Origin of the sequence: Sphingopyxis flava (assembly GCF_900168005.1) — a bacterium.
Classification (GTDB): Bacteria; Pseudomonadota; Alphaproteobacteria; order Sphingomonadales; family Sphingomonadaceae; genus Sphingopyxis; species Sphingopyxis flava.
Genome location: NZ_FUYP01000028.1, coordinates 1 through 21,838, shown reverse-complemented (window position 1 = coordinate 21,838; position 21,838 = coordinate 1). Strand labels below are relative to the sequence as shown.

General features: G+C 62.9%; 23 protein-coding genes and 1 pseudogene. 5 read left to right on the top strand and 19 right to left on the bottom strand.

Going from position 1 to position 21,838, the window contains the following annotated elements; translation table 11 throughout:
* Positions 1 to 26 precede the first annotated feature (26 nt).
* The 10 genes from B5X69_RS16990 to phhA all read right to left on the bottom strand — a co-directional run bounded on the left by B5X69_RS16990 (position 27) and on the right by phhA (position 9,708).
* Positions 27 to 1,364, bottom strand: coding sequence for a sensor histidine kinase (locus B5X69_RS16990; RefSeq protein WP_079639785.1), 1,338 nt, complete (start codon positions 1,362 to 1,364; stop codon positions 27 to 29).
* The gene (locus B5X69_RS16985) at positions 1,361 to 2,095 is read right to left on the bottom strand and encodes a response regulator (RefSeq protein WP_079639814.1); all 735 of its coding nucleotides are present in this window, start codon (positions 2,093 to 2,095) and stop codon (positions 1,361 to 1,363) included. Before B5X69_RS16985 ends, B5X69_RS16990 begins: the two co-directional genes overlap by 4 nt.
* A gap of 135 nt (positions 2,096 to 2,230) precedes the next feature.
* Positions 2,231 to 2,842, bottom strand: a complete 612-nt coding sequence (locus tag B5X69_RS16980; protein WP_079639813.1) for an EF-hand domain-containing protein — start codon at positions 2,840 to 2,842, stop codon at positions 2,231 to 2,233.
* A gap of 173 nt (positions 2,843 to 3,015) precedes the next feature.
* Positions 3,016 to 3,924: a fumarylacetoacetate hydrolase family protein gene (locus tag B5X69_RS16975; protein ID WP_079639784.1), complete on the bottom strand. Its 909-nt coding sequence runs from the start codon at positions 3,922 to 3,924 to the stop codon at positions 3,016 to 3,018.
* Entirely contained in the window at positions 3,912 to 5,048 is a 1,137-nt protein-coding gene (locus B5X69_RS16970) for a cupin domain-containing protein (protein ID WP_079639783.1), read from the bottom strand. Before B5X69_RS16970 ends, B5X69_RS16975 begins: the two co-directional genes overlap by 13 nt.
* The gene (locus tag B5X69_RS16965) at positions 5,048 to 6,061 is read right to left on the bottom strand and encodes a carbon-nitrogen hydrolase family protein (protein WP_079639782.1); all 1,014 of its coding nucleotides are present in this window, start codon (positions 6,059 to 6,061) and stop codon (positions 5,048 to 5,050) included. The genes B5X69_RS16970 and B5X69_RS16965 overlap by 1 nt, the downstream gene beginning before the upstream one ends.
* Positions 6,058 to 7,296 (bottom strand): kynureninase, encoded by a 1,239-nt coding sequence (kynU, locus tag B5X69_RS16960; RefSeq protein WP_079639781.1) that lies wholly within the window; start codon positions 7,294 to 7,296, stop codon positions 6,058 to 6,060. Before kynU ends, B5X69_RS16965 begins: the two co-directional genes overlap by 4 nt.
* Positions 7,293 to 7,922, bottom strand: coding sequence for an arylformamidase (gene kynB, locus B5X69_RS16955; protein ID WP_079639780.1), 630 nt, complete (start codon positions 7,920 to 7,922; stop codon positions 7,293 to 7,295). The genes kynU and kynB overlap by 4 nt, the downstream gene beginning before the upstream one ends.
* Positions 7,919 to 8,824, bottom strand: coding sequence for a tryptophan 2,3-dioxygenase (locus tag B5X69_RS16950; RefSeq protein ID WP_079639779.1), 906 nt, complete (start codon positions 8,822 to 8,824; stop codon positions 7,919 to 7,921). The genes kynB and B5X69_RS16950 overlap by 4 nt, the downstream gene beginning before the upstream one ends.
* Positions 8,821 to 9,708 (bottom strand): phenylalanine 4-monooxygenase, encoded by an 888-nt coding sequence (gene phhA, locus B5X69_RS16945; protein ID WP_079639778.1) that lies wholly within the window; start codon positions 9,706 to 9,708, stop codon positions 8,821 to 8,823. Before phhA ends, B5X69_RS16950 begins: the two co-directional genes overlap by 4 nt.
* 196 nt (positions 9,709 to 9,904) lie before the next feature.
* On the opposite strand from phhA, the gene B5X69_RS16940 reads away from it, so the two are divergent.
* Positions 9,905 to 10,378: an Lrp/AsnC family transcriptional regulator gene (locus tag B5X69_RS16940; RefSeq protein WP_079639812.1), complete on the top strand. Its 474-nt coding sequence runs from the start codon at positions 9,905 to 9,907 to the stop codon at positions 10,376 to 10,378.
* A gap of 61 nt (positions 10,379 to 10,439) precedes the next feature.
* Here the strand turns inward: B5X69_RS16940 and B5X69_RS16935 are convergent, their stop codons facing one another.
* Together B5X69_RS16935 and B5X69_RS16930 are read right to left on the bottom strand one after the other, a co-directional pair.
* On the bottom strand, positions 10,440 to 11,252 hold the full coding sequence (locus tag B5X69_RS16935; RefSeq protein WP_079639777.1) for a Crp/Fnr family transcriptional regulator: 813 nt from the start codon (positions 11,250 to 11,252) through the stop codon (positions 10,440 to 10,442).
* 159 nt (positions 11,253 to 11,411) lie between these two features.
* Positions 11,412 to 12,002 carry a DUF4142 domain-containing protein gene (locus tag B5X69_RS16930; RefSeq protein ID WP_079639776.1) on the bottom strand — a complete coding sequence of 197 codons (591 nt, stop codon included), beginning with the start codon at positions 12,000 to 12,002 and terminating at the stop codon, positions 11,412 to 11,414.
* Between the two features lie 287 nt (positions 12,003 to 12,289).
* On the opposite strand from B5X69_RS16930, the gene B5X69_RS16925 reads away from it, so the two are divergent.
* Positions 12,290 to 13,048, top strand: a complete 759-nt coding sequence (locus tag B5X69_RS16925; RefSeq protein WP_079639811.1) for an SDR family oxidoreductase — start codon at positions 12,290 to 12,292, stop codon at positions 13,046 to 13,048.
* A 72-nt stretch (positions 13,049 to 13,120) separates the two neighbouring features.
* On the opposite strand, the gene B5X69_RS16920 is transcribed toward B5X69_RS16925, so the two are convergent.
* Positions 13,121 to 13,486, bottom strand: coding sequence for a hypothetical protein (locus B5X69_RS16920; protein ID WP_079639775.1), 366 nt, complete (start codon positions 13,484 to 13,486; stop codon positions 13,121 to 13,123).
* Between the two features lie 113 nt (positions 13,487 to 13,599).
* On the opposite strand from B5X69_RS16920, the gene B5X69_RS16915 reads away from it, so the two are divergent.
* Positions 13,600 to 14,379, top strand: coding sequence for a Crp/Fnr family transcriptional regulator (locus B5X69_RS16915; protein ID WP_079639774.1), 780 nt, complete (start codon positions 13,600 to 13,602; stop codon positions 14,377 to 14,379).
* 4 nt (positions 14,380 to 14,383) lie between these two features.
* On the opposite strand, the gene B5X69_RS16910 is transcribed toward B5X69_RS16915, so the two are convergent.
* Complete coding sequence (locus B5X69_RS16910; RefSeq protein ID WP_079639773.1) at positions 14,384 to 15,691, bottom strand: glycoside hydrolase family 130 protein; 1,308 nt, start codon at positions 15,689 to 15,691, stop codon at positions 14,384 to 14,386.
* Positions 15,672 to 17,999: a glycosyltransferase family 4 protein gene (locus B5X69_RS16905; RefSeq protein WP_079639772.1), complete on the bottom strand. Its 2,328-nt coding sequence runs from the start codon at positions 17,997 to 17,999 to the stop codon at positions 15,672 to 15,674. Before B5X69_RS16905 ends, B5X69_RS16910 begins: the two co-directional genes overlap by 20 nt.
* A 216-nt stretch (positions 18,000 to 18,215) precedes the next feature.
* On the opposite strand from B5X69_RS16905, the gene B5X69_RS16900 reads away from it, so the two are divergent.
* Positions 18,216 to 18,713 carry a hemerythrin domain-containing protein gene (locus tag B5X69_RS16900; RefSeq protein ID WP_079639810.1) on the top strand — a complete coding sequence of 166 codons (498 nt, stop codon included), beginning with the start codon at positions 18,216 to 18,218 and terminating at the stop codon, positions 18,711 to 18,713.
* Between the two features lie 256 nt (positions 18,714 to 18,969).
* Here B5X69_RS16900 and B5X69_RS22480 read toward each other — a convergent pair whose 3' ends face one another.
* A complete protein-coding gene (locus B5X69_RS22480) occupies positions 18,970 to 19,527 on the bottom strand; it encodes a CinA family protein (protein WP_079639771.1) in 558 nt (185 codons plus the stop codon).
* Between the two features lie 131 nt (positions 19,528 to 19,658).
* On the opposite strand from B5X69_RS22480, the gene B5X69_RS16890 reads away from it, so the two are divergent.
* Entirely contained in the window at positions 19,659 to 20,063 is a 405-nt protein-coding gene (locus tag B5X69_RS16890) for a low affinity iron permease family protein (protein ID WP_079639809.1), read from the top strand.
* Positions 20,064 to 20,249: 186 nt separating this feature from the next.
* Here B5X69_RS16890 and B5X69_RS16885 read toward each other — a convergent pair whose 3' ends face one another.
* From B5X69_RS16885 to B5X69_RS16875, 3 genes and pseudogenes are all read right to left on the bottom strand, one after another.
* Positions 20,250 to 21,158 (bottom strand): HEPN domain-containing protein, encoded by a 909-nt coding sequence (locus B5X69_RS16885; RefSeq protein WP_079639770.1) that lies wholly within the window; start codon positions 21,156 to 21,158, stop codon positions 20,250 to 20,252.
* Entirely contained in the window at positions 21,142 to 21,456 is a 315-nt protein-coding gene (locus B5X69_RS16880; RefSeq protein WP_079639769.1) for a hypothetical protein, read from the bottom strand. Before B5X69_RS16880 ends, B5X69_RS16885 begins: the two co-directional genes overlap by 17 nt.
* Positions 21,453 to 21,722 (bottom strand): annotated as a pseudogene (locus B5X69_RS16875) (zincin-like metallopeptidase domain-containing protein); the annotation flags it as partial. The gene B5X69_RS16880 and the pseudogene B5X69_RS16875, both read right to left, overlap by 4 nt.
* Positions 21,723 to 21,838 lie beyond the last annotated feature (116 nt).

The window sequence follows — 21,838 nt, the reverse complement described above, 5'->3', positions numbered from 1 at the left end:
TCTTCCCTCCAATCTGGGGGCTGAACTCAAGCGGCCGGCAAGGTGATCACCGCATCGAGGCCGCCGCCCGCACGGTTGGCAAGCGTCAAGCTTCCGCCCTCGCCTTGCGCGATCTCGCGCGCGATGGAGAGCCCAAGACCCGCGCCGCCGGTCGCCCGGTTGCGCGACTCCTCGCCGCGCGCGAAGGGTTCGACGAGCGTGCGAATCTGCTCGTCGGTGAGACCTGGACCATCGTCTGACACGGTAATCCGCGCCCAACCATCGGCCGCGCCAACCGACAGGCGGGCGCGAACGCCGTAGGCGACCGCATTGTCGACCAGATTGCGAAGCGCCCGGCGCAGCAACAGGGGCCGGGCCGTGACGGCGGCGTCGACCGCGCTTTCCACGATGACATCGAGACCCTGCTCGCGGTAGTCGGCGACAAGATCGGTAACGAGCCCGTCAAGCGCGACGCGTTCGCGGGCATCGGTCCCCGCTCCCGCGCGCGCGAGCGCCAGAATATCGGCGAGCATCGCCGTCATTTCCTCGATCGAGGCAATCATCTTGTCGCGCAGCAAAGCATCGTCGACCTGCTCGACGCGCACGCGAAGGCTCGCAAGCGGCGTGCGCAGATCGTGCCCAACCGCACCGAGCATCCGGTCCTTGTCCGCGAGCATCGCCGCGATCCGCGCCCGATAGGCGTTAAAGGCACCGATAAGGTCACGCACGTCCGAGGGGCCTGCCTCGGCGAGCGGCTCGGCATCGCGCTGCGCCGGGTTGGCCCGCGCTGCGCGCGTCAAGCCGCGCAGCGGCGCCGCTGCGCGCCATGCAATCACGAGAATTGGAATGAGGAGCAAGAGATAGAGCGAGAGCGTCTGCCACAGCAGGAAGCCCTGCAGGCGATTGCCTCCCGCCGGAATGCGGCTGCGAACGGCATAAAATTGGGCGCCTACTTTCGCAACGACGATGACTGTTTGCCCGGGAAAATTGGCGCGTCGGCGGAGGTTTCGCGGTGGGAGGGCCCATGCCTCCACCGAATCCGCCTGCACTTCGGCCTCGGCCATCAGCCCTCCGACATATCGAGCAAGATCGGGACGCGGAACGGCATGAGGCGGCACGCTCGGCGGCGCCCCCGAAATGCGAAGCCGCTGGACGCGCTCGCGCCCCTCGCCCGCATGACCCCGCGCCTCGCGCTCGCCGCGCCGGTCCCGTTCGACCGCATCGATGATCCGCGCCACCGCCATACCGCCGCCATGGGCAAGCTGCTGCTGTTTCTGCCCGCGGACCAGGAGCGCAAAGTTGATCGCCTGGGCGACGAACAGCGTGACCGCCACGGCAAAGACAAGCTGACCGATCAGGCTCTTGGGCCACAGGCGCAGCGTCATGATGCGGGGCCCAGCCGCCTGACCTCGCACGCCAGCGTGTAGCCGCCGCCCCACACCGTCTTCACGAACTGCGGTCGCGCGGGGTCTTCTTCGATCTTCTTGCGCAGGCGGCTCACCAGATTGTCGATCGCGCGGTCAAAAATATCGGCCTCGCGGCCCCGCACCATGTCGAGCAGGCGGTCGCGGCTCATCACCTGCCGCGGATGGCGTACCAGCGCGCGGAGCAGGTGATATTCGCCCGAAGAGAGCGTCACTTCCTCACCCGCCTCATTCACAAGCACGCGCTCGACTTCGCGCAGGACCCAAGGCCCGAAGGCGTAGCTCGTACCGCCCGGGTCGAGGGCGCGGCCGCCCTGCTGCGTGCGGCGCAGCACTGTCCGGATGCGCGCGACCAGTTCGCGTGGATTGAAAGGTTTGACGACATAATCATCGGCCCCGATTTCAAGCCCGATGATCCGCTCGGTGTCCTCGGCGCGCGCCGTGAGCAGGATCACGGGGATGCTGCTGGTCTCGCGCAGATGCCGGGTCAGCGAGAGTCCATCTTCGCCCGGCATCATGATGTCGCTGACGACAAGGTCGATGCTCTTGGCACGCAGGATCGAACGGGCTTCCGCTGCACTCGCCGCATCGCTGACGGCGAAGCCCTGGGCTGCAAGATACTCGCCAAGCGGCTCGCGGATCGACGGTTCATCGTCGATCAACAGAATGCGGGGCGCGTCGCTATCGGTCATCATAACCCTGCTTTGGATACCGGTTCGCCCACCGGCCGCGGGGGCCGGTGGGCGATACCGTGCTGGCAGGGACCAGGCGCAAAGGCAATGCCAGGGAGAAGAGGAAAGCCTGCCTTCAGCCGGTCTTCGGCCAAATTATTCGGAGGCCGGAGCAGCGGCGCGCTGCCCCCGCTTTGCCTTCCATGCCGCGCGCTGGGCCCGGCGTTCTTCGGCCGTCACCTGGCCGTCCTTGTTTGTATCGAGCCGGTCAAAGCGCGCGAGCGCAGCAGCCTCGAACTCGGCTTGACTGATCGCCTTGTCGCCGTTGGTGTCGGCCTTCATCATCATGCCCTGATGGCCTCGCATGCCGTGATGACCGCCCCGCTTGCCGTGCAGGCCGCGCAGGCCGCGCTTGCCCTCACCGGCCTCGCTAGCCTCGGCACTACGCTTTTCCTTCCTTTCGGCGCGCTTGGCCTCACGGCGTGAATTATGCTGGTCCCACTCGGTCTTGCTGATGCTGCCGTCCGAATTGGCGTCGAGCGCGGCGAAGCGCTTCGCCTGCATCGCGGCCTGGCGCGCTGCCTGGTCGGCTGCATCGAGCTTGCCGTCCTTGTTGATGTCCATCTTGGCGAACATGTTCGCTGCGCCCGTCTGCGCCTCGGCGCGGGTCAGCACACGGTTGCCCTCGGCATCGCCCATGCCGCGCTCGCCAGGGGCGGCCAGCGCAGGTGCGGCGATCAGCGCCGCGCCCAATGTCAAAATCGTCATCTTCTTCACGTCACGAACTCCTGTCAGGGGACCCTCGCGAGAAGGGGGAGAGCCGGGTCCCGATGAAAGCCTTCTAGGGTCGACTTGTCCCAGTCTCTTGCCGCGGAGAGGGAAAATTGTCGCAAATTGTCGCATAAGCCCCGTCCCGTTCATATGGGGGCAAGCGAGGGCGCTCAGACAGCGACCACGGGGTTGCGCAACATGCCGATTTTCTCGATCTCGCATTCGACGATGTCACCTGGCCACAGGAACTCCTGCGGGTCGCGACCGGCGCCGACGCCGGCAGGAGTGCCAGTTGCGATGATGTCACCGGGTTCGAGCGTCATCACGCTCGAAATCTCGGCTATCAGCTGCGCGACGTTAAAGAGCATGAAGCGCGTGTTGCCGTTCTGCTTTTCAACACCGTTGACGCGTGTCTTGAGCGTGAGATCCTGGGGATCGCCGATCTCGTCGGCGGTGACGATGCAGGGCCCCATCGGCGCGAAACTGTCCTGACCCTTAGATACGATCCACTGTCCCGCGCGGCGGCAATCGCGTGCCGAGACGTCGTTGATGACGGTATAGCCAAAGACGTGATCGAGCGCGCGCGCCTCAGCGACGCGGCGCGCCGTCTGGCCGATGACGACGGCAAGCTCGGTCTCCCAGTCGAGCTGCCTTGTCACTCTGCCATTATGACCGATGGGATCATTCCACGCAGCGACCGCGGTGGGCGGCTTGGAGAAAATCACGGGTTGCTGCGGCAATTCGCCCGACGTGTCGAGGCTGCGGGCCGATTCGGCCACATGCTCGGTGTAATTGAGACCGATGCCGAAGATATTCTTGCGCGGACGCGGGATCGGCGCGAGGAGCGCGACATTGCCTTCCGGAAGCGAGGTGCCGACGAAATCCGCGCTCGTGCCGCTGGCCAAGCTCTCCTCGAGGAAGCGCAGGGCCACCGGACCCAGATCGATGAAATCGAGCATCGTCGAGGGAAGGTCATGCCCGATCGCCGCGCCAAAATATTCGACATCGACCACCAGCCCGGCGTGAAGAAGGCCGAGGCGCGGTTCGATCTCGAGCGTGCGATAGGTCACAAAGCGCATATTTGACGTCCGTCATTATCCTTGAAAACATCCTCGATCCGAACGCCGAGCGCCTCCATCACGGGAAAGTCGTTGAAGGAGAAAAGAAATGCCTCGTCGACAGGATCGAGGTTGACATGCTCGTGCCACGTCCACGCCGGCACGCAGAAGATATCGTGCGTCTGCCAGTCAAAACGCTGGCCGCCAATGATCGAATAGCCCTGCCCGCCTGCAACATTATAGATGACGTTGCCGGTATGCCGATGCGCCTTGCCGCGAAAACCCCCTGGGAGCCGCTGCATATGAGCGCCCATGGTCTGAAGGGCCCAGCCGCCAGTCAGCGGGTTCGCATAGCGCATCATATGGCCATCGAAAGGCGATCCTTCGGATACTTCTGCAAGGTTGCGCAGCGCGTCGCGCACGGCATCCCAGCGATAGACCATCACCGGCGAATAGGCCTTGTCCCACGCCGCAATGCCTTCGGGCCGCAGCCCCGCGCCGCCATAGCTTTGCGGCAGATCGTTGACCGGGAAGGCGGCGGCCTGTGCAGGCGCATCATAAACCGCATAGAAATTGGTCTCTAGACAGTTCATCAGCGGAATGTCGAGCCCGTCCTGCCAGATCGACACCTCACCTTCGGCATCGACCCCATGATCGTGCCAGCAGCCATTGGGGGTCAAAACATAATCATTGACGCCAAGAGTGATCGGATGGCCATCGACGACGGTATAGGCGCCCTTCCCTTCCATGATGAACCGGTGCGCCGAGGCGGTGTGCTTGTGCGCAGGGGTAATCTCTCCCGGTCGCATCGCCTGCATGCCGCTGAACAGCCAGCCGCACACCGCCGTATTCTCCCGCCCTGCATCGCTGTCGTTGAGGAGGGTGACGACGCGTCGTCCCGCTTCGTCGGGTTTGACCAGCTCGATCGCGCGCAGACACATGTCGCGCATATGGGCATAGCGCCACAACGTCGGGCGATAGCGCGTCTCGGGCTCCCACGGCTCGATGGCATTGGCCCGTTTCCAAAATGCGCCAGCATTGCGCTTCGCAAGCTCGCCATAGAATATTTCAAGCTCAGTTGTATCGGTGACGCGCGCTCGCCCGAGGACATTGTCACGGGGATCGACGATCGCCTTGGCTGTCATCACGGCGCCTCCTCACTGGAACCTGGAGATTGGACTTCATCGATAAAATATGCCGATGCGCGCGGCGTGCGGTCGACCGTCAGGTTGAAGATGTCGAAGCGATTATAGCCGCCGATGATGTCGTGCATCAGCTTGGGCCTGACACACTCGCCAAGGTCGATGTCGGCATAGACGATGCCTTCATCATCAATCAGTGCCTCGCCCATCACCTGGCCGTGCGGGTCGATAATGCCCGAAAAGGCGCTGTTGGGGCGCGAAAGCAGTTCGCGGTTGCCGGGTCGCCCCTCCGACATTGCCGCGATGATTTCCTCGCTCACCGCCGAACAGGCCGTGATGGTGAAGATCTTGCCCTCGAAACTGTGCGCGATCGCGCGGATGCGGATCGCCTCGGCCATGTCATAGGAAGCAGGTGCCACAGGAAGTGCGATGTAATTGGCGACATGCACGAGCTCGCCCTGCGACAACAGCGCAAAGCGTGCCAGCGTATTGGTGTTCTCGCCGCAGGCCAGCGTCCCGAGCCGGCCGACGGGCGTTTCGTAAACGCGGATCGAGCTGCCATCGCCGCCCGCCCAGCTCAGTTTCTCGGCCCAGGTGGGAACGAGCTTTCGGTGGCGTCCAAGCAGGCTGCCATCGGCGCCAATGACAAGGTTCGTATTGTAGATGGTGCCGACGCTGAAGGGATCGCGCTCGTTCACCCCGATCACCACCGTGCAATCATGATCGCGCGCCGCCGCGCACAGCGCCGCGACCTCGGGCCCTTCTGCGAGAACGGCGGAGCGGTAGAGGCGTTGGTGCCATTCGGCTCCCTCGATCGGCGTCATCAGCCAGTTCCAATAGGGATAGCCGGCGACGAACACCTCAGGAAAGGCGACAAGCCTCGCGCCGCGCCCGGCTGCCTCTGCGATCAGCGAGCAGGCCTTGTCGACTGTCGCGGCCGGATCGAGGAAAACCGGCGCCGCCTGCACGGCCGCCACTCTCGACTTGGGCAGAAAAGGCGTGGAGGGCTCGCTCATGTCACCGCCGCGCGCACTTGATATTCGCCCCTGGCCCAGGCCTTGGTCGCGCAGACCTTTTCGAGCCGCTCGACCGTCTCGACGATGTCGCGGTAGCGCAGGTACAGCGGCGTCAGCCCGAAGCGCAGCACGTCGGGCGCGCGAAAGTCCGCAATGACGTCGCACGCCTTGAGCGCCTGGACGATCTGGTAGCCCTTGGGGTGGGCATAGGCGACCTGACTGCCGCGCAGCGCCGGTTCGCGCTCGCTTACCAGCGTAAAGCCGTAGCGAGCGCAGAGCGGTTCCATGCGCTCCATAAAGAGGTCCCCGAGCGCCAGGGACTTTCGGCGCAGCTCAGCCATATCGGCCTCAAGCATCAGCTCGACCCCCGCCTCGAGCGCAGCGAGCCCCAGCACCGGCGGCGTGCCGCAGAGGAATCGCTCTATGCCGCGCGCGGGCTCGTAAACCTCCTCGAAGGCAAACGGCCGTGCATGGCCGAACCAGCCCGAAAGCACGGGTGTCGCCGTCTGATGCCTCGCCGCGGCAAACAAATAGGCGGGTGCGCCGGGTCCGCCATTAAGAAACTTGTAGCCGCAGCCGATTGCGAAATCGGCGTGGGCGCCATTGAGATCGACAGGGATCGCCCCGGCGCTGTGGCTTAAATCCCAGATGACGAGCGCGCCGGCAGCGTGGGCCTTACGCGTCACGTCTGCCATGTCGCGGATGCGTCCCGACTTGTAGTGAACCTGGGTGAGGAGCAGCGCCGCCACATCATGATCGAGCGCCTCGAGCACGGCGTCGGGCTCGGCCGCCACTGCCCTCACGCGTCCGCCCAAAAAGGCCTCGACGCCTTGCATCATATAAAGGTCGGTGGGAAAATTGCCTGCCTCGGAGAGCAGCTTGCTACGCCCTGGCCGCAGCGACAGCGCCGCGGTCAGCGCCTTGAAGATATTCACCGACGTCGAGTCGGTCGCGATGATCTCGCCTCGCGCCGCTCCGAGCAGGCGGGCGATCTTGTCGCCGATCCGCTGCGGCGCCCTCGACCAGTCCGCGCCGAGCCACGACATGATCAGACCCTCCCCCCATTCCTCTGTCACGACGCGGGCGAGCCGGCGCGCGGTCGACCTGGGCAGGGCGCCGAGCGAATTACCGTCGAGATAGATGAGCCCGTCGCGCAGATGAAAGCGGTCGCGAAATCCGGCGAGCGGATCGGCCGCATCAAGCTTTGCAACGTCGGCCAGAAGGGCATCGGTCATGCAGCGTCTTTCAGAACTGCACGCACCGGGCTCGCGTCAGCGCCCACGATGCGGAGCGGCAACGCGATGAGCTCGTAACGTCCGGGGGGCACGTCATCGAGAACAAGGCCCTCCAATATGCGCATGTCGGCCGCCTTGACCGCGCGATGCGCGTCGAGCGTCTTCGACTGTTCAGGATCGAGCGAGGCGGCATCGGTGCCAATCAATCGCACTCCCAATGCCCCCAGCCGCGTGATCACCTCGCTGGCGACCGCGGTGAAATCGCTATCCCACGCCTCGTGGGGGAAATGCTCGTAGGTGCGCAGCAACACGCGGGTTGCGCCGTGAAGCGCGTCCCAGTCGACATCGCCGACCTCGACCCGGCCTTGTGCGTGACGCACGTCGAGAAGCACGCACGGACCGATATAGGGTTCAAGGTCGCACTCGGCCGACGACGCGCCGTCATTGGCATAGTGGAACGGCGCATCGCCATGTGTTCCGGCGTGGAGCGGCGTCGAGATCGCGCCCACATTGACCGGACAGCCCTCGCCGATCACCGCATGGCGCGTGATCGCAAAGGGCGGCTCGCCAGGCCACACGGGCAGGTCAGGGTGAAGCGGCTGCGAAATGTCCCACAGCCTGCTCATGCGGGACATTCCGTCGCATAGTCTCCGCCTTCGCGCGGCGCGATCAGCTCGGTGCGCATCGACCAGAGTTCGGGAAAGAAGCTGAGGCTGAGCGCTTTGACCAGATAATTGACTCCCGACGAGCCGCCCGTGCCGGGTTTGTGACCGATGACCCTTGCCACGGTCTTCATGTGCTTGAAGCGCCATTCCTGGAAATAATATTCGAGCGCAGTGATCTTCTCCGCGAACGTGTAGAGATCCCAATAGCGCTCGACGTCGGTATAAATCGCGCGCCACGCCTTCTCCACCGCCTCCGAAGGTTCATAAGGCTGCGTCCAGTCGCGCTCCAGATGGCTCGGGGGAATAGCAAAGCCGCGCCGCGCGAGCAGCCGGAGAAGCTCATCATAGAGCGAGGGCGCTTCGAGGGCCGCGCGCAGCCGCTCCATCGCACCTGCGTCATCCTTGTGCACGACCATCATCTCGCCGCGCTTGTTGCCGAGGCGATATTCAAGCTCGCGATATTGCCGCGACTGGAACCCCGAGGCGCGGCGCAGGAAGCCGCGAAAAGTAAGGAAGTCATGCGGGGTCAGCGTCGCGAGCACTTCCCAGCTGTGGATCATGTGGCGCTGGATCGTTGCGATGCGGTCGAGCCCCTTGCCTGCCCGCGGCAGTTCGTCGGCGCGGATCGCGTCCGCGACCAGCTGGACCTCGTGGAGCACCAGCTTGATCCACAGCTCCATCGTCTGATGCATGATAATGAAGAGCATTTCATCAGGCTTGTCCGACACGGGCACCTGCGCCGAGAGAAGTTGCTCGGTTTGAATGTGACGCGCGTAGGTGAGACCATTGTCCCACTCGATGGTCTCGCCATCGATCTCGGTCTCGAAGACGTCGGTATGGCCGTCCTTTGTCTGCCTGATCATCGCCGCGGCTTCCGTTTCATGAAGGCCGGTCCCCGCCGGACCGGCTGGAGAGGACCATCATAGACCCGGTCACCGCGAAAGCCATCTTCGGGCTGAAGCGCGGGTTCGCCCGAGATATTTCTGTAAATGCCCGCGAAATCCGCCTCCTCGGTTGCGCGGAGCAAGTGAACGAACCCTTCGACCACGAAATAGATGTGCTGGAATCGGTCGAAATGATATTGGGTCCGCATCACGCGCTCGATATCGAGCCAGACGCGGCGCGGCGCGGGCGAGGTCAGCGCGGCCACGCACTCGGCATAACTTGACAAGAGCCCGCCTCCGAACGCGCGCAGCTCGCCCTCTTCAACCACCAGCCCGAACTCGGTCGTATAAAGCCAGAGCCGCCCGAGAAAATCGGCAGCGCCCAGCTTTTCTGCGCGCAGTCCCGCCTCGCCATAGGCGACGAGAAACTGCGAAAACGCAGGATTGATGAGCATGGGGACATGGCCGAATATGTCGTGGAACATATCGGGCTCTTCGCTATAGCCGATCCGCTCGGGAGGCCTGAGGAAATTGGCGGCAGGAAAGCGCCGGTTCGCAAGATGCTCGAAAAATGGCCGGTTCGGGATCCAGCCGGGCACCGCGACGACCTCCCATCCGGTTGCAGGCCCAAGACGGCGGTTGAGGTCGGCAAAATCGGGTATTCCCCGCGCGATGTGCCCAAGCAGCTTTAAACCCTTCAGGAAATCACGGCACGCGTAGCGCGCGAGCGCGGCGCTTTGCTGATGAAAAAGCGTCCGCCACGTTTCATGCTGCTTGAATGTGAAGGACGCCCAGTCCTGGTCGATCGTCCAGTCGGCAGCCGCCCCTTCGGGCGGCGCATCATAGATGTGGCTTGCCGGCACCTCTCTCTCCCAACAGCAAAACGATAGGGCAGGCTGCGAAAAACATTGTCCGCAATTGAAGGCCCCTCGAGGCGCGACAGCGTTAATCGTTCTTCAAATGGAGATGCATTGAAGCTATTGTTCTTCGCAGATGCGGCATTCGACCAGAAATGAAGGCGCCATCGAGGGTACGGCAGAACAGACTGGTGGCAAGGAAATGGACAGGCTGGACTGGAAAATCATTGCCGCGCTCGAAGAAGACGGGCGAGCATCCTTCGCCGACCTTGGCGAAAAGGTGGGTCTCTCCAAATCCCCCTGCTGGTCGCGGGTACGCAATCTTGAGAAGCTGGGGGTTATTGCCGGCTATGCCGCGTCGCTCGACCCTTTCGCGCTCGGGCTCGAAGTCCAAAGCTTCGTCGAGGTGCGGATAAATCTCGATGCACATCTTGAGTTCGAGACCGCAGTCCTCGCGCATCCTGCGGTCGTCGAGTGCCACACAACAGCGGGCGACAGCGACTATATGCTCAAGGTTTATGCGCGATCCGTGCACCATCTTGATGAACTGCTGCGGCACGATCTTTCGAAGCTTCCGGGCGTTCACCGTCTGGCGTCGGTCGTATGTCTCAAATCTATCAAGCGGCAAGGCCCCCTCGCCGAATGGGCGCAGACGAGCGCGCAGCTCACGCGCTAGAGGCGCACCGCCATTTGCATATGTGCCTGTATCCCCCGCGATAACGAAAAAAAGTTGGCGATCAGGACAGAAGTCCAAGCGGAGCCGCGCGGTCGCCGTCGGTGGGAAAGCCTGCAAAGACCGGCACATCCGCGGTCTCAAACAGCGGCGCGACACGGTCGACCCCGGCACCGGCCTCGCCGAAATGGAGATAATTGGGATTGAAGGCAGCAATTGTGCTGAGCCCGGCAAAATCGGGAACGCGCAAGCGCAATCGGCCAAGTTCAACCCCGCATCGCCGCCGAAGCTCCTGTACGGTGCGGTTAACATGTACCTGAGTGAGCCCGGTTGCTTCGGCAATCTGCCATTGGGTAAGAAAGAAATCGCACTCGCCATCATCGGGATTGGGCGCTCCACGCTGACGCACGTAGATCTCGCAGAGCAGATGCGCGACCCGCTCCAGCGCATGTCGCTGCCCGAGGCTAATCATCCATTCGCGCTGCACAGCCGCCGCCACAAGTTCGCTCCAGCAGAATATCTGTGTGATATTGGGGCAGCGGCGCAGTAGCGCGCAGGCGTCGGGACGCGATATTTCCGCCACGCTCGCGGCGCGCACCGCCGCGAGCGAATGGTCGGAGCGCGCGACGGTAAATAAATCCAGATCGCAAAGCTGCCCTGGCATGTAGATGGCGAGAATCTGGCGGCGCCCATCGGGAAGCTCCTTATATTTCTGCACCCAGCCAGACAGGACGACATGAAGCACGCGGGGATGCTCCCCCTCACGCACCATATCTTCGCCTTTGCGATAATCGCAGGCGTTTCGCGCAAGACATGCCTCCCATAGCACCCGCTCGCCGGGCGTCATCAGCCTGTTGAGAATTTCACGAAACGGCATGGAGACGAACCTTTTCCCTGACCATCAGACTGAACCGCGAAGATCGGCAAGTCCTTGACCCATGTTAGGCCGCCCGCTCTTCTCATCGCGCGGCGGGACGGGGACCACGAGAGCGGCCCTGCAGGCCTTGCTGAGAGCGCCCGCGGCAGGGAGCCTGCTTCACCGGGCTGCGCCTGAGCCCCCTGCCGGGACCTTTATTTCACGAAGCATCTTCAGGTGTCCGTCGACAACGGGCGCGGTGGAACTTGCAAAGTCGCGAAGCGCTCCCTGGGTCCCTGTCTGGGCAAAGCCACGCAGCTCGGCCAATGCAGCCTCATGCGCCTTGCGTTGCTGATCAAGATAAAGACTATCGAAATTGTCGCCCGCCGCGCGCAGGGCCGCAAGATCGGCTCCCTGCTGCGACGTTGGATTGACGGCAAGCGTCAATCCCTCGGCGGCGGCAGCGGTCTTCAGCTTTGCGCTCGATGCGGTGTGATCCGATATCATCTTGGCTGCAAAATCGCGGAGCTCTTTCGATTTCGCCTTGTCTTGCGCCACCTTGGCCGAATCGATTTCAAACTGGTCGCTCGCGGCCATTCGGTTGGCGAAGTTCTGCGGGTCGGTGGTCGCGGCGCCAGCCGTGCCGACGGGCGGGCTTACCTCGCCGGGCATCGTCCCGTCGGCGGCCTCCTTCGGCGTTGTGGCATCGGGGCTGTTACAGCCGGCGAGGAGAATGGCGGCGGCGAGCCCTGCCATGCGCGGATGGATCATGTTCGGTCTCCCTTGCTTGATAGGACACCGACGCCAAGGGAATGGAGAAGTTCCCGGACAGGAGATATTTAATGGTCCTGCGAACTTAATCCACTCATAGGGTGCACGCACTAGCGTGAAAGCGCTTGCCGGCGGAGCATCAAACCCCTGGTCGGGATCGGCAAAGAGCGCCGCATTGATCCAGGTTGTGAAATCTCAAATAAGTCAGGTCTGAGCCTGAGCGTCTCGGAACGCAGTGACCTCGATAGGGGTCGATGTGCTGAACGACACGCTTCAGAAAGATGCTTATGATCGACGAAAATGACGCTCACACCTTCCTGCCGGATCTTAAGGGCCGGTCGGCGATTGTCACCGGCGGCACGACCGGCATCGGCCGGGCGATCGCGGTGCTGCTAGCTAGTTATGGCGTCAAGGTTTTTATCTGCGGCCGGACCCCTGAGCACCTTGAAGACGCCCTGCAGCGCATTGCCGAAGTCGGCGAAGGCGATGGCATCGCTCTTGATCTTTCGATTCCGGATGATGTCGATCGGTTCTTCGAGGCGGCGACGGAGTTCCTGAAGGAGATCGACATCTCCGTTATCAATGCAGCGATCCCTGCCGACGCCCTCGCCGACGCGGGTGAAAGCGAGGCGCGCTATCAGATCGCGACCGATTTCACCGCATATCTCCTCTGCGCACAGGAAGCGGCCCGGCGGATGCACGCGGGTAGCGACATCATCCTCATCGGTTCGATGTCGGCGGTATCAACCCCGCCAGGAAGCTCGCTTTATGTTGCCGCGAAAGCGGGGATAGAGGGCTTCGTTCCTGCTTTTCGGAAAGAACTGGCAGAGCAGGATATCAAGGTGGGCCTCATCGAACCCGGCTTTACGGGCGCCGACTTTCAATATCCGGATTATCCTCCCGAAGCGCAGAAAAAGCTCATCGCAGAGGAACGAATGCTCCGCGCTGAAGATATTGCGGTCGCGGTCCATTATATGCTGAGCCAGCCCCGCCGCGCCGCCGTATCGCTGATGCGCGTGGAGCCCCGGCGAGAGCGTGAAGCCTGACGAGGCTGGAGCGGAAACAGCTTTGCCTCGCCCCGTCCGGCGCGCAGCGGGCTCCGGTTTCGACGGCGCCAGTCAGCGGCTTCCGCCCTGGGGAGCATCTGCCCCGACTTTTGGACCGTGATCCGTACGAAGCATTTTTCCCCCGCCGCCGCCCTGCGCATCGGAATCAAAGTCTTCAGGGTTACCGCCGCCCCCTGCACCGGCGCCGCTTCCGCTAACCGCGCCGCTCGCTTGGCTGCGTCGGCGGCCGCGATTGGAAGCGCCGGTCACGTCGCCCGCGTCGCGTGCATTCCTGGGATAGTCTTCCGGCCGGACCGTGCCGACATTCTCGCGGTCCTCGACCTTCTCGGGTGGCTGCGGACCATCGCCGCGCGTATCGGCATGCGGCGTGTCGGGTCGGGCATCACCCAATGGGCCGCGTGGAACTGTATCGGACATGAGTTGGCTCCTTCAGTCCCCTCGCCAGTCCAACGCGTGAGCCGGAGCGGTGTTGCACAGCCGCCTGCAACGAAAAGGCGGGTGACGGCGTTCCCCGGGCGAAAGGAGTTGCTGTGCGTCCAGACAGGCTTGCGCTCACACCCGATATTGCAAATGACCTGCCCGCGAACCAAGGGCTGGACATATTCGTCCGCAAGCTCTTGAGCCACAGCGCACTCGCGCCTGACGATCAGCAGGCGCTGCGGCTGCTACCATTCACCCCCCGGCGCCTTGACGCGGGCGATTATATTCTTCGCGAAGGCGAGCGCTCCGAGGTCTGCCCGCTGCTCCTTTCAGGCCTCGCCTATCGGCACAAGTTCGCCGCCGATGGGGGACGCCAGATCGTGGCGCTGAAGATGCCCGGCGATGCGCTCGACCTGCAGTCGCTGTTTCTGCGGGTTGCAGACCACAATCTCCAGGCGCTGACCGTCGCCGACATTGCCATCGTCCCCATCAAGGCTCTTGAACAACTGGTAAGGGCGCGAGGCACCATCGCCCGCGCGCTCCTCGTCGACATATTGATCGAGGCGTCGATCGGGCGCGAATGGCTTCTCAACATCGGCCGGCGCAACGCGCTCTCCCGCCTTGCGCACTTCCTGTGCGAGCTCGTCTATCGCCTGCACGTCACGACGGTCGAGCCGCCGGAGCGGGTCGACGTGCCGATCACCCAGGAACAGCTCGCCGACCTTCTCGGCCTGACGCCGGTCCATATCAATCGAACGCTGAGGTCGCTGGAGGATGCAGGCGGAATCATCCGGCAAGGCCGGAAGCTTGTCATCGGCGATGTCAACGTGCTGCGCGGCATCGCCAGCTATTCGGATATCTACCTCCACCGCGGACAGCAGACAGGCTGACGCGTCAGATCATCAGGCTCAGCAGATCGTCGATCCCGGTGACCGCAAACCCGATCGCGCTGTCCGAAATGCCGTAGGGAATGAACAGCTCGTGGCCGACGCGCATCGCCCCGCAAGTGTAGACCACATTGGGAACATAGCCCTCGCGATCGCTTTCCGCCGCGGAAAGGATCGGGCAGGCGGTACGCCCGATCACCTTTGACGGATCGTCCCGGTCAAGCAGCGCCGCGCCAAGACTGTATTTGCGCATCGCACCGACACCGTGGGTAAGCAATATCCAGCCTTCGTCGCACTCGATCGGGCTACCGCAATTGCCCATCTGGACAAATTCCCATGGAAAGGCGGGGCGCAGCAGCATCGTGCCCTCATCGTCCCATCTATTGAGCGTGTCCGAGGCAAGTAGCGTAACATTCTTGCCGTCTTGCCGCCCGACCATCAGATAGCGGCCTCCGATCTTTCTCGGGAACAGCGCCATGCCCTTGTTGCGCGCCGCCCGTCCCATGAGCGGTTCGAGGCAGAAGCGCGTGAAATCGCTCGTCCGCAGCATCTCTGAGCGAATCTCGCGCCCTGAATAGGCGGTGTAGGTTCCAATATATTCGCACCCGCCATCGTCATGGGTAAACTGGACGAGGCGCAGGTCCTCGAGCCCGTTGCGCTGCGCCTCGGTGACGGGAAACAGCACGCTGTTCGAGATCGCGCTGTCGGGCTGGCGATGCACCGTCACCGCGCCCTCAGGCCCCATATGATGGCGGTCGTCGACGACGCCCGCCATCGCCGGTCCCGACTGCGGCCAAAGCCGAAAGTCGCCCCCGGGCCCGATAATCCCCTCGCGAAAGGCAACCGAACTGATATGCCCTTCTCCGACCGCGCGTAGCGACATCACAAAGCGCTGCTGGTCAGGGTCGAGGCCGGTCTGGTCGGGATGCGGCACCACGCTGGGGTTCATCAGCGCTGCGGCGGCATAGCTGTATTCGTGGCAGAAATAGGCGCCGATCAGCCGCTTCTTGACGGGCGAGACCGATCCTGCAGCAAGTTCCACATCTTCGGCAATCTCGGCGAAGCGCTCATCGAATATTCGGCCGATCTGCCAGTGGCGTTCGGAAAAATCCTTCCAGATAAGGTCGAGCTCGGCCTCCGCCTGATCATCGTCAAGCTTTAAAATGTCCTGGACGAGTTGCGCCGCGCGCGAGGGCTCGGACACGCTCGCCTGCCAGGCGAGGTGAAACGGACGCAAGACGACGCGCGCGGGGTCCGCGTGCAGCTTTTCCCGAAGAATGCGCAGCGGCGTATGATCAGGTCTGCATATCAGCATGAACGAAGCCGACGTCCTTCCTGGCCCCCCTCGGCCAGATTAGGGCGTCCATCGCCTGATAAGCAAGGTGAAATGCCAGAGTGGATTCAGCGCCCACATTCCGATTGATGCCCCGAGGCGTCAGCCCGTCATGGCAGCGACCGGTCTCCGTGCTTGCCAGCGCTTCGCCGCGGTCATTGGCACCGAAAAACCAGTACCAGGCCGCCTCGGCATAGCGCCGCCAGCGCTCGTCGTGCCTTGCGGCAAGGGCAGCGCCGCAGGCAGCAATCGTTGCCCAGGCCTCAAGCGGCTGCTGATCGAAGGGCAGCAGGTCGTGGGACCGGCCAAAGCCCTCCGACCCCACGGGCCGAAAGCAGCCCGTCGCAGCTGTCTGCTGCTCGCACAGCCAACCTAGTGTTTTAAGCCCGGCCTCCTTCCAGGCAGCAACCTTGAGAAGAGTGCCAGCGCGCAGCAGCGCCTCGGACAAGCGTGCATTGTCATAGGCCAGCGTCGGCTCGAACCAATCCCAATCGTCTCGCGCCGAATGACTGCGAAGCTTTTCCAGATAGGCAGCGCCGCATCCCAATATTTCACTTGCCGCCGCATCCGACGGGAAACGGCCAAGAACTTCGGCTGCCCCGAGCATTGCGAAGGCAACCGCGCGCGGGCTACGCACCTCGGCGACAGCGCAGGCCGAGCGGTCGAACCAGTCGCGCGCCCATCCGGCAAGCTCGTTCGAGCGCGCGCGCGCGGCACAATGGCCGAGCGCCCAAATGGCGCGTCCATTGCTGTCGTCGGAGCCGCGATCTTCGAGCCAGCGGCGATCGTAGGACATGAAATTTCTGAAAGCCCCTTCATCCGGATTCCAAGCGTGCTGGATGAAGGCGGCAAAGCATATCGCCCGGCTTTCCCATTCAGACGCGATCTGGCCGCCAAGGCTGTTCACGAGAATGAGCGCCCGGGCAACGTCGTCGATGCAATAGCCGTGATCACGATCGGGCACCACACCGCGCCCGTGCTGCAGGATACCGACATCGTCGCACATGTCCGCAACCCCCGAGAGCGAAGGGGCCGTGCGCCGGGTCGCGGAGATACGGGGCGGCTCCATAATCGCCATGTCAAGAAGCGCGGCGCACTGGTCGACGATCTGGGGCCAGGCAGTGCGCCTTCCGCGCTCATAGGCACGGCGCTGCAGCGCGCGGCGTTTGTCGGCCGATTCGAGGAGCCCGAGGACCGCATCGGCGATAGCCATACTGTCGCCTTGCGGCACCAGGAGACCGACGTCGTTTGAAAGCAATTCGCGGGCGTGAACGAAGGGGGTCGATATGACCGCGCGGCCAAGCGCGACGGCATAAGAGAGGGTGCCCGAGGTCACCTGGGCGAGGTTGGGATAGGGGGCAAGATAGATGTCGCAAAGCTCGATCTGGTCGAGAAGCTCTTCGGTCTCCAAAAAGCGGTTGTCCCACCCGATGTTGGCGCCGACCCCGAGATCCTCGGCAAGCGCCTGAAGGCTTTCCCGATAGGCCTCCCCCTCGGCTGCGATCAGATTGGGGTGGGTCGCGCCGACGATGCGATACAAAATGTCGGGATGCCGCTCGGCAATCGCGGGCAAGGCGCGGATCGCAGTTTCAAGCCCCTTTCCCGGCCCGAGCAATCCGAAGGTCGAGAGTATGGGCCGGTCGCCGATGCCGAGCTCGGTTCGAAGCGGGGACTTCTCGCAAAAGGGTCGGACCGGGGTCCCATGTTCGATGAGGGTGACCGCGTCCGCGGACGCGCCATAAGTCTCGATCAGGACCTGGCGGCCATAATCGCTCATCACCATCAGCCGCGAGGCCCGCGCGACGAGCCCATCCATGATTCGCCGCTGCTCCGCGCTTGGGGAGGCGAGCACGGTATGAAAAGTGACGATGAGCGGCGCTGCGATACGCTCGACGAGATCGAGCAGCATCGCGCCCGCAATTCCGCCGAATATTCCGAATTCATGCTGAATCCAGACGGCATCGACGCCGCTTCGATTAATCGCGTGCGCCGCGGCGCGGTAGGAGGCGGGATCCTCGGCCTCGATGACGCAGGCGACATCGGTATCGCGCGGATCCGCGGGATGGGCGCGCAGTGCATAGACATCGATTCCGATGTCAGGATGCTCGCACGTGAGATGATCGAAGATGTCAGCGGTATAGGTCGCAATTCCGCAGCGCCGGGGCCGGAAACAACCGACAAGGGCAATCCGGCGCGTGAGGGGGGGCGATGACGAGAAGGAAGAAAGCGTCGGGCCGACTTCCGCGTCGGCATAGTGCGGGAAAAACCTGTCTTCGACGTCATATTTCATAACGGGCCTTCCAGTTCCAGTACCAACTCAGCCTTCGAAATACGCGGCAGAAGGTCCCGGAGTTGCGCCGAAATCGCCCGCCAAACATCCGAATCCCTCCTTTTCTAACCCATGTTGCGAAAAGCGAAAAATCCTCCGCGATGGCTGGCATGATTTGGAACCGTATGACGCCGGTCGGCGTCGATGAAATATTCATCCGATAAGGAGCGCCATCGCATGCCGACGACGATTGATATCGATGCCACGCACATTCTCGCCGCTGATCATCGCAAGGTGGAGGGCTTGTTCGAAGACTTCGAACGCGCATCGAGCGCGAGCCGCAAGGCGAGCCTTGCCCGTGAAATCTGCACCGAACTGAAGATTCATGCACAGGTCGAGGAAGAGATTTTCTATCCCGCGCTGCGCGGCAAGATTGAGGACGATCTCTACTATGAGGCCTTTGTCGAGCATGACGGGGCGAAAACCCTGATCAATGCGATTGAAGCCAGTACGCCCGATGATGAGTTCTTCGACGCGCGCATCACCGTCCTCAAGGAGGAGATCGCGCACCATGTCCGCGAGGAAGAGAAACGCCACGACAACATGTTCCAGCAGGCGCGCGCATCCGGCGCCGATCTGGAGGCGCTCGGCGAGCGGATCCTCGCGCGCAAGGAAGAGCTGATGGCGATGGCCAAAGACGGCGGGCTGCCCCCTGCACAAACCGTTACGATGTAGCGACGTCAGCTTCTCACGTTCAAAGGGCGCAATTTACCCTGCGCTCTGGCCGTATTACGTCCGCGGCAAGCGCGTGCCGATCCATGATAAAGGCCGGCATATCCATCGCCGAACCTCTCCTTGCGAGGGGAGCTGCGCTCAGCCGAATGTTACGGGGCAATGTCGGCGCCGTCTTCGCGATCGACGCCTTCAAAGCGTCGGTCATATCTTGCGAGCAATTTTCTTGCAGCATGGCTCGCCCCGTTTCCGGTCAGCGCTAACGGTTCCTCGCGCTGTCATTGGCCGCATCGATCATCATCCCTAATGCCGCGGCGACCGCGCTATCGAGCACCCGCCGCCGTCCAAGCTCTCCAAAATGACATTCGCGCTGAACGAGTCGTCCCGCGCGATCCGCTGAGGCCAAATGGACAAGTCCCACCTCTTCGTCGCCTTGGCGGGGGCCGCAAAAGCCGGTGATGGCAATCGCCACATCGGCACGGCTATTCTTAAGTGCCCCTTCCGCCATCGCCGCTGCAACGTCCGAATTAACGGCCTCGCATCGCTCCACATCATCACGACCGACGCCGAGCAATTCGCATTTGGCATCCGCGGAATACACGACGAATCCCCGCTCAAGATGGGGGCCCAGCACCGCGTCGCCCGCGAGGACGGCTGCGAGCTGACCGCCGGTGCAGCTCTCTGCGGTCGCGAAGGAGAGTTTGCACTCCGCAAGAAGACGCGCAAGCTCGGCGGCCCGATAATCAATATCTTCGGCGGGTGTGGTTGTGGCAGTGCGCCTGCCCTGCCCTTCGCCATGCTGCGTGATTTGGTTCATTGCGACGAAACGGCACGCGACAGCGAAGGTTGCGATCGCTCCTTCTTGAGGGAGCGAAGTTGCGGCATCGGCGTTAGCGGATCGGACGATTGCCGGGTCTCCGCATCGCCCGCAAATCGATGGAGGACAGCATGAATCGCATATTCACCCGGATCGCCTCGAGATGTGCCCGGCTGATGGGTGAGCCTGCGACCTTCATCGTCGCGGTCGCCTTCATCATCGTCTGGGCAGCGAGCGGCCCGATTCTGCAATTCTCAGATACGTGGCAGCTTATCGTAAACACGGCGACGACCGTACTTACCTTTCTCGCGGTATTTCTGATTCAGAACAGCCAGAACCGCGACGGCGCGGCGATGCAGGCCAAGCTCGACGAGATTCTGCGCGCATTGGATACGGCACGCGTCGAATTCGTCGGGATCGAGCATCTGACCGACGTCGAGATCGAAAAGATTCGCGATGCGCTCGAAGCCGACATCGCGGGCAAGGAACGCGGTGACGGCCACCGCAGCGTCGAACGCCTGCTCAAACGGCTTTAAGGTTGGCCGCCGGAACTGGACGTCGCCACGTTGCTGTAACCGCTGGTCTTGGGGCTGCGACGAGGGGGATTGTTTTCCTGTTATTTGCCCAGCACACCGAGAGGCGCTCCCCTAAAGATAGAGGGGGGTGATGCTGCTAAAGCTTGGACGGCAGGAGGGATGGCGCGAAAGCGCTTCATCCAACCTTTACTCGGGGCCGCCCAACGCCGCGAGATGCTCGCGGCAAATCGTCTCGACGAGGCGCTCGAGCACGGCGACGCGCTCGCCGATCCAGCTCAGTTCCTCGGCGCTGATCTTGAATTGAGGCGAATATCTCGCCTGGACATATGCGAGGCGCAGCAGCTCGAAGCAGCGGCGGCTGAACTTGTTGTCGCGCGGCCAGGCTTCGATGAGCGCGGGGGCGATCTGCTCGCACTGCGAGCGGAGGAAATTGAGCCGGTGCGACTTGGGACTGTGAAGCGAGAGCGACAAGAGCAAGCAATGATAATAGCGCTCAACCGCTTGGTGATAATTGAACGCCGCGACTTTAGCGCCGCCGCGTTCGCGGTGGAATTCAGCTCCTGCGCGAAACTCGCCTGCAGTGGCAAACCACTCCTCGAAATACTTCTCCGCCTCGACCCGCGCTTCCTCAGGCGGCAGGTTGCGCGGCTGCACGAACTCGAACCCTTCGGCCTCGTAGAGCGCGATCCCCTGCTCGACGATATCGACGAAGAATGGCCGCCCGCGCTCGAGCTGCGCGTTCACGTCCTTCAGCGAATGGACGATGAAGCTCACCGGCGCGGTCAGCGTCTTCGCGATCGTGAACGCGCGCATCAGGCGGTCCTCGGCCGCTGACCAATGCTCGAACTCGGTGAGCCGGTCATAATTGACCACGACGAGGATGTCATAGTCGGAGTGATATCCGCCGATCGGATCATCGACCCAGTCGCCGCGGCCATAGCTGCCGTAGAGCAGAATTTTAAGAATGCGGCCCTTCCGGTTCCAGTCGGCATTGCCGCGCGCATGCGCGGCGGCAAACTCCTCGAACAGGATGCGCACCACCTCGGCAAGCTCGCGCTGCTTGGCTGGCGGGAGATGATCAAGGCCGGTTAGCATGAGGCCACCCTGAAAGGCGCCGGGCCGGATGGCAAGCCCATCCGGCCCGCTTGGGATCAAAGCCATGGCTAGACGAGCCAGGGCAGCCGCGCATGGACCAGATGCCGAGCGCGCGCGCAAAATCTTCGGTGACCTCCTCGACGGTAATGCCATGCCGCCTGGCGAGTTCGTCATAGGGGGTCTTGTCGAAGCGGATCGCGAGCAGAATATCGCCTAGCCGCTCGTTCATCCAGGCACGCGCATGCCCCATCCGGCCTTCGGCATCCGCAGTGACGGTCGAGAGATTGCGGCGCTTCATTGCTCGCCTCTCGCAAAAGTCATGAGATAGTCGCTCGCCTTGCTCGCCTGACTAGCGGCGCGGAAGATCGCCTTCTCGTCGTTCCGCAGCACCGAGAGCCATGATCCGATATAGTCCGCATGCCGAACGGTCGGGGCGATTCCGAGCGACGCGCAAGTGAAAGCACTGGCCATCTCGGCGACAAGCTCCTCCTTCGCATACGCCTCTGAGCCAAACCCACCCTTCTGATCGCGGTCGAGGCGGCTGCCGTGGCCTGTCCAGTGCCCTTTATGCCGATATCGGCATAAGGTTCATAATGCCGTAACCCGGATTATGCCGCATGGCATCGTAGGATCTCGTGTTTCCGCGATTTGGTGACGTGCCGCTTCGGCATATTCCTGGT

Bases quoted from the DNA above. Each gene is read 5' to 3' on its own strand.
- B5X69_RS16990 (WP_079639785.1), bottom strand. From the start codon at position 1,364: ATGACGCTGCGCCTGTGGCCCAAGAGCCTGATCGGTCAGCTTGTCTTT.
- B5X69_RS16985 (WP_079639814.1), bottom strand. From the start codon at position 2,095: ATGACCGATAGCGACGCGCCCCGCATTCTGTTGATCGACGATGAACCG.
- B5X69_RS16980 (WP_079639813.1), bottom strand. From the start codon at position 2,842: ATGACGATTTTGACATTGGGCGCGGCGCTGATCGCCGCACCTGCGCTG.
- B5X69_RS16975 (WP_079639784.1), bottom strand. From the start codon at position 3,924: ATGCGCTTTGTGACCTATCGCACGCTCGAGATCGAACCGCGCCTCGGC.
- B5X69_RS16970 (WP_079639783.1), bottom strand. From the start codon at position 5,048: ATGACAGCCAAGGCGATCGTCGATCCCCGTGACAATGTCCTCGGGCGA.
- B5X69_RS16965 (WP_079639782.1), bottom strand. From the start codon at position 6,061: ATGAGCGAGCCCTCCACGCCTTTTCTGCCCAAGTCGAGAGTGGCGGCC.
- kynU (WP_079639781.1), bottom strand. From the start codon at position 7,296: ATGACCGATGCCCTTCTGGCCGACGTTGCAAAGCTTGATGCGGCCGAT.
- kynB (WP_079639780.1), bottom strand. From the start codon at position 7,922: ATGAGCAGGCTGTGGGACATTTCGCAGCCGCTTCACCCTGACCTGCCC.
- B5X69_RS16950 (WP_079639779.1), bottom strand. From the start codon at position 8,824: ATGATCAGGCAGACAAAGGACGGCCATACCGACGTCTTCGAGACCGAG.
- B5X69_RS16940 (WP_079639812.1), top strand. From the start codon at position 9,905: ATGGACAGGCTGGACTGGAAAATCATTGCCGCGCTCGAAGAAGACGGG.
- B5X69_RS16935 (WP_079639777.1), bottom strand. From the start codon at position 11,252: ATGCCGTTTCGTGAAATTCTCAACAGGCTGATGACGCCCGGCGAGCGG.
- B5X69_RS16930 (WP_079639776.1), bottom strand. From the start codon at position 12,002: ATGATCCATCCGCGCATGGCAGGGCTCGCCGCCGCCATTCTCCTCGCC.
- B5X69_RS16925 (WP_079639811.1), top strand. From the start codon at position 12,290: ATGATCGACGAAAATGACGCTCACACCTTCCTGCCGGATCTTAAGGGC.
- B5X69_RS16920 (WP_079639775.1), bottom strand. From the start codon at position 13,486: ATGTCCGATACAGTTCCACGCGGCCCATTGGGTGATGCCCGACCCGAC.
- B5X69_RS16910 (WP_079639773.1), bottom strand. From the start codon at position 15,691: ATGCTGATATGCAGACCTGATCATACGCCGCTGCGCATTCTTCGGGAA.
- B5X69_RS16905 (WP_079639772.1), bottom strand. From the start codon at position 17,999: ATGAAATATGACGTCGAAGACAGGTTTTTCCCGCACTATGCCGACGCG.
- B5X69_RS16900 (WP_079639810.1), top strand. From the start codon at position 18,216: ATGCCGACGACGATTGATATCGATGCCACGCACATTCTCGCCGCTGAT.
- B5X69_RS22480 (WP_079639771.1), bottom strand. From the start codon at position 19,527: ATGAACCAAATCACGCAGCATGGCGAAGGGCAGGGCAGGCGCACTGCC.
- B5X69_RS16890 (WP_079639809.1), top strand. From the start codon at position 19,659: ATGAATCGCATATTCACCCGGATCGCCTCGAGATGTGCCCGGCTGATG.
- B5X69_RS16885 (WP_079639770.1), bottom strand. From the start codon at position 21,158: ATGCTAACCGGCCTTGATCATCTCCCGCCAGCCAAGCAGCGCGAGCTT.
- B5X69_RS16880 (WP_079639769.1), bottom strand. From the start codon at position 21,456: ATGAAGCGCCGCAATCTCTCGACCGTCACTGCGGATGCCGAAGGCCGG.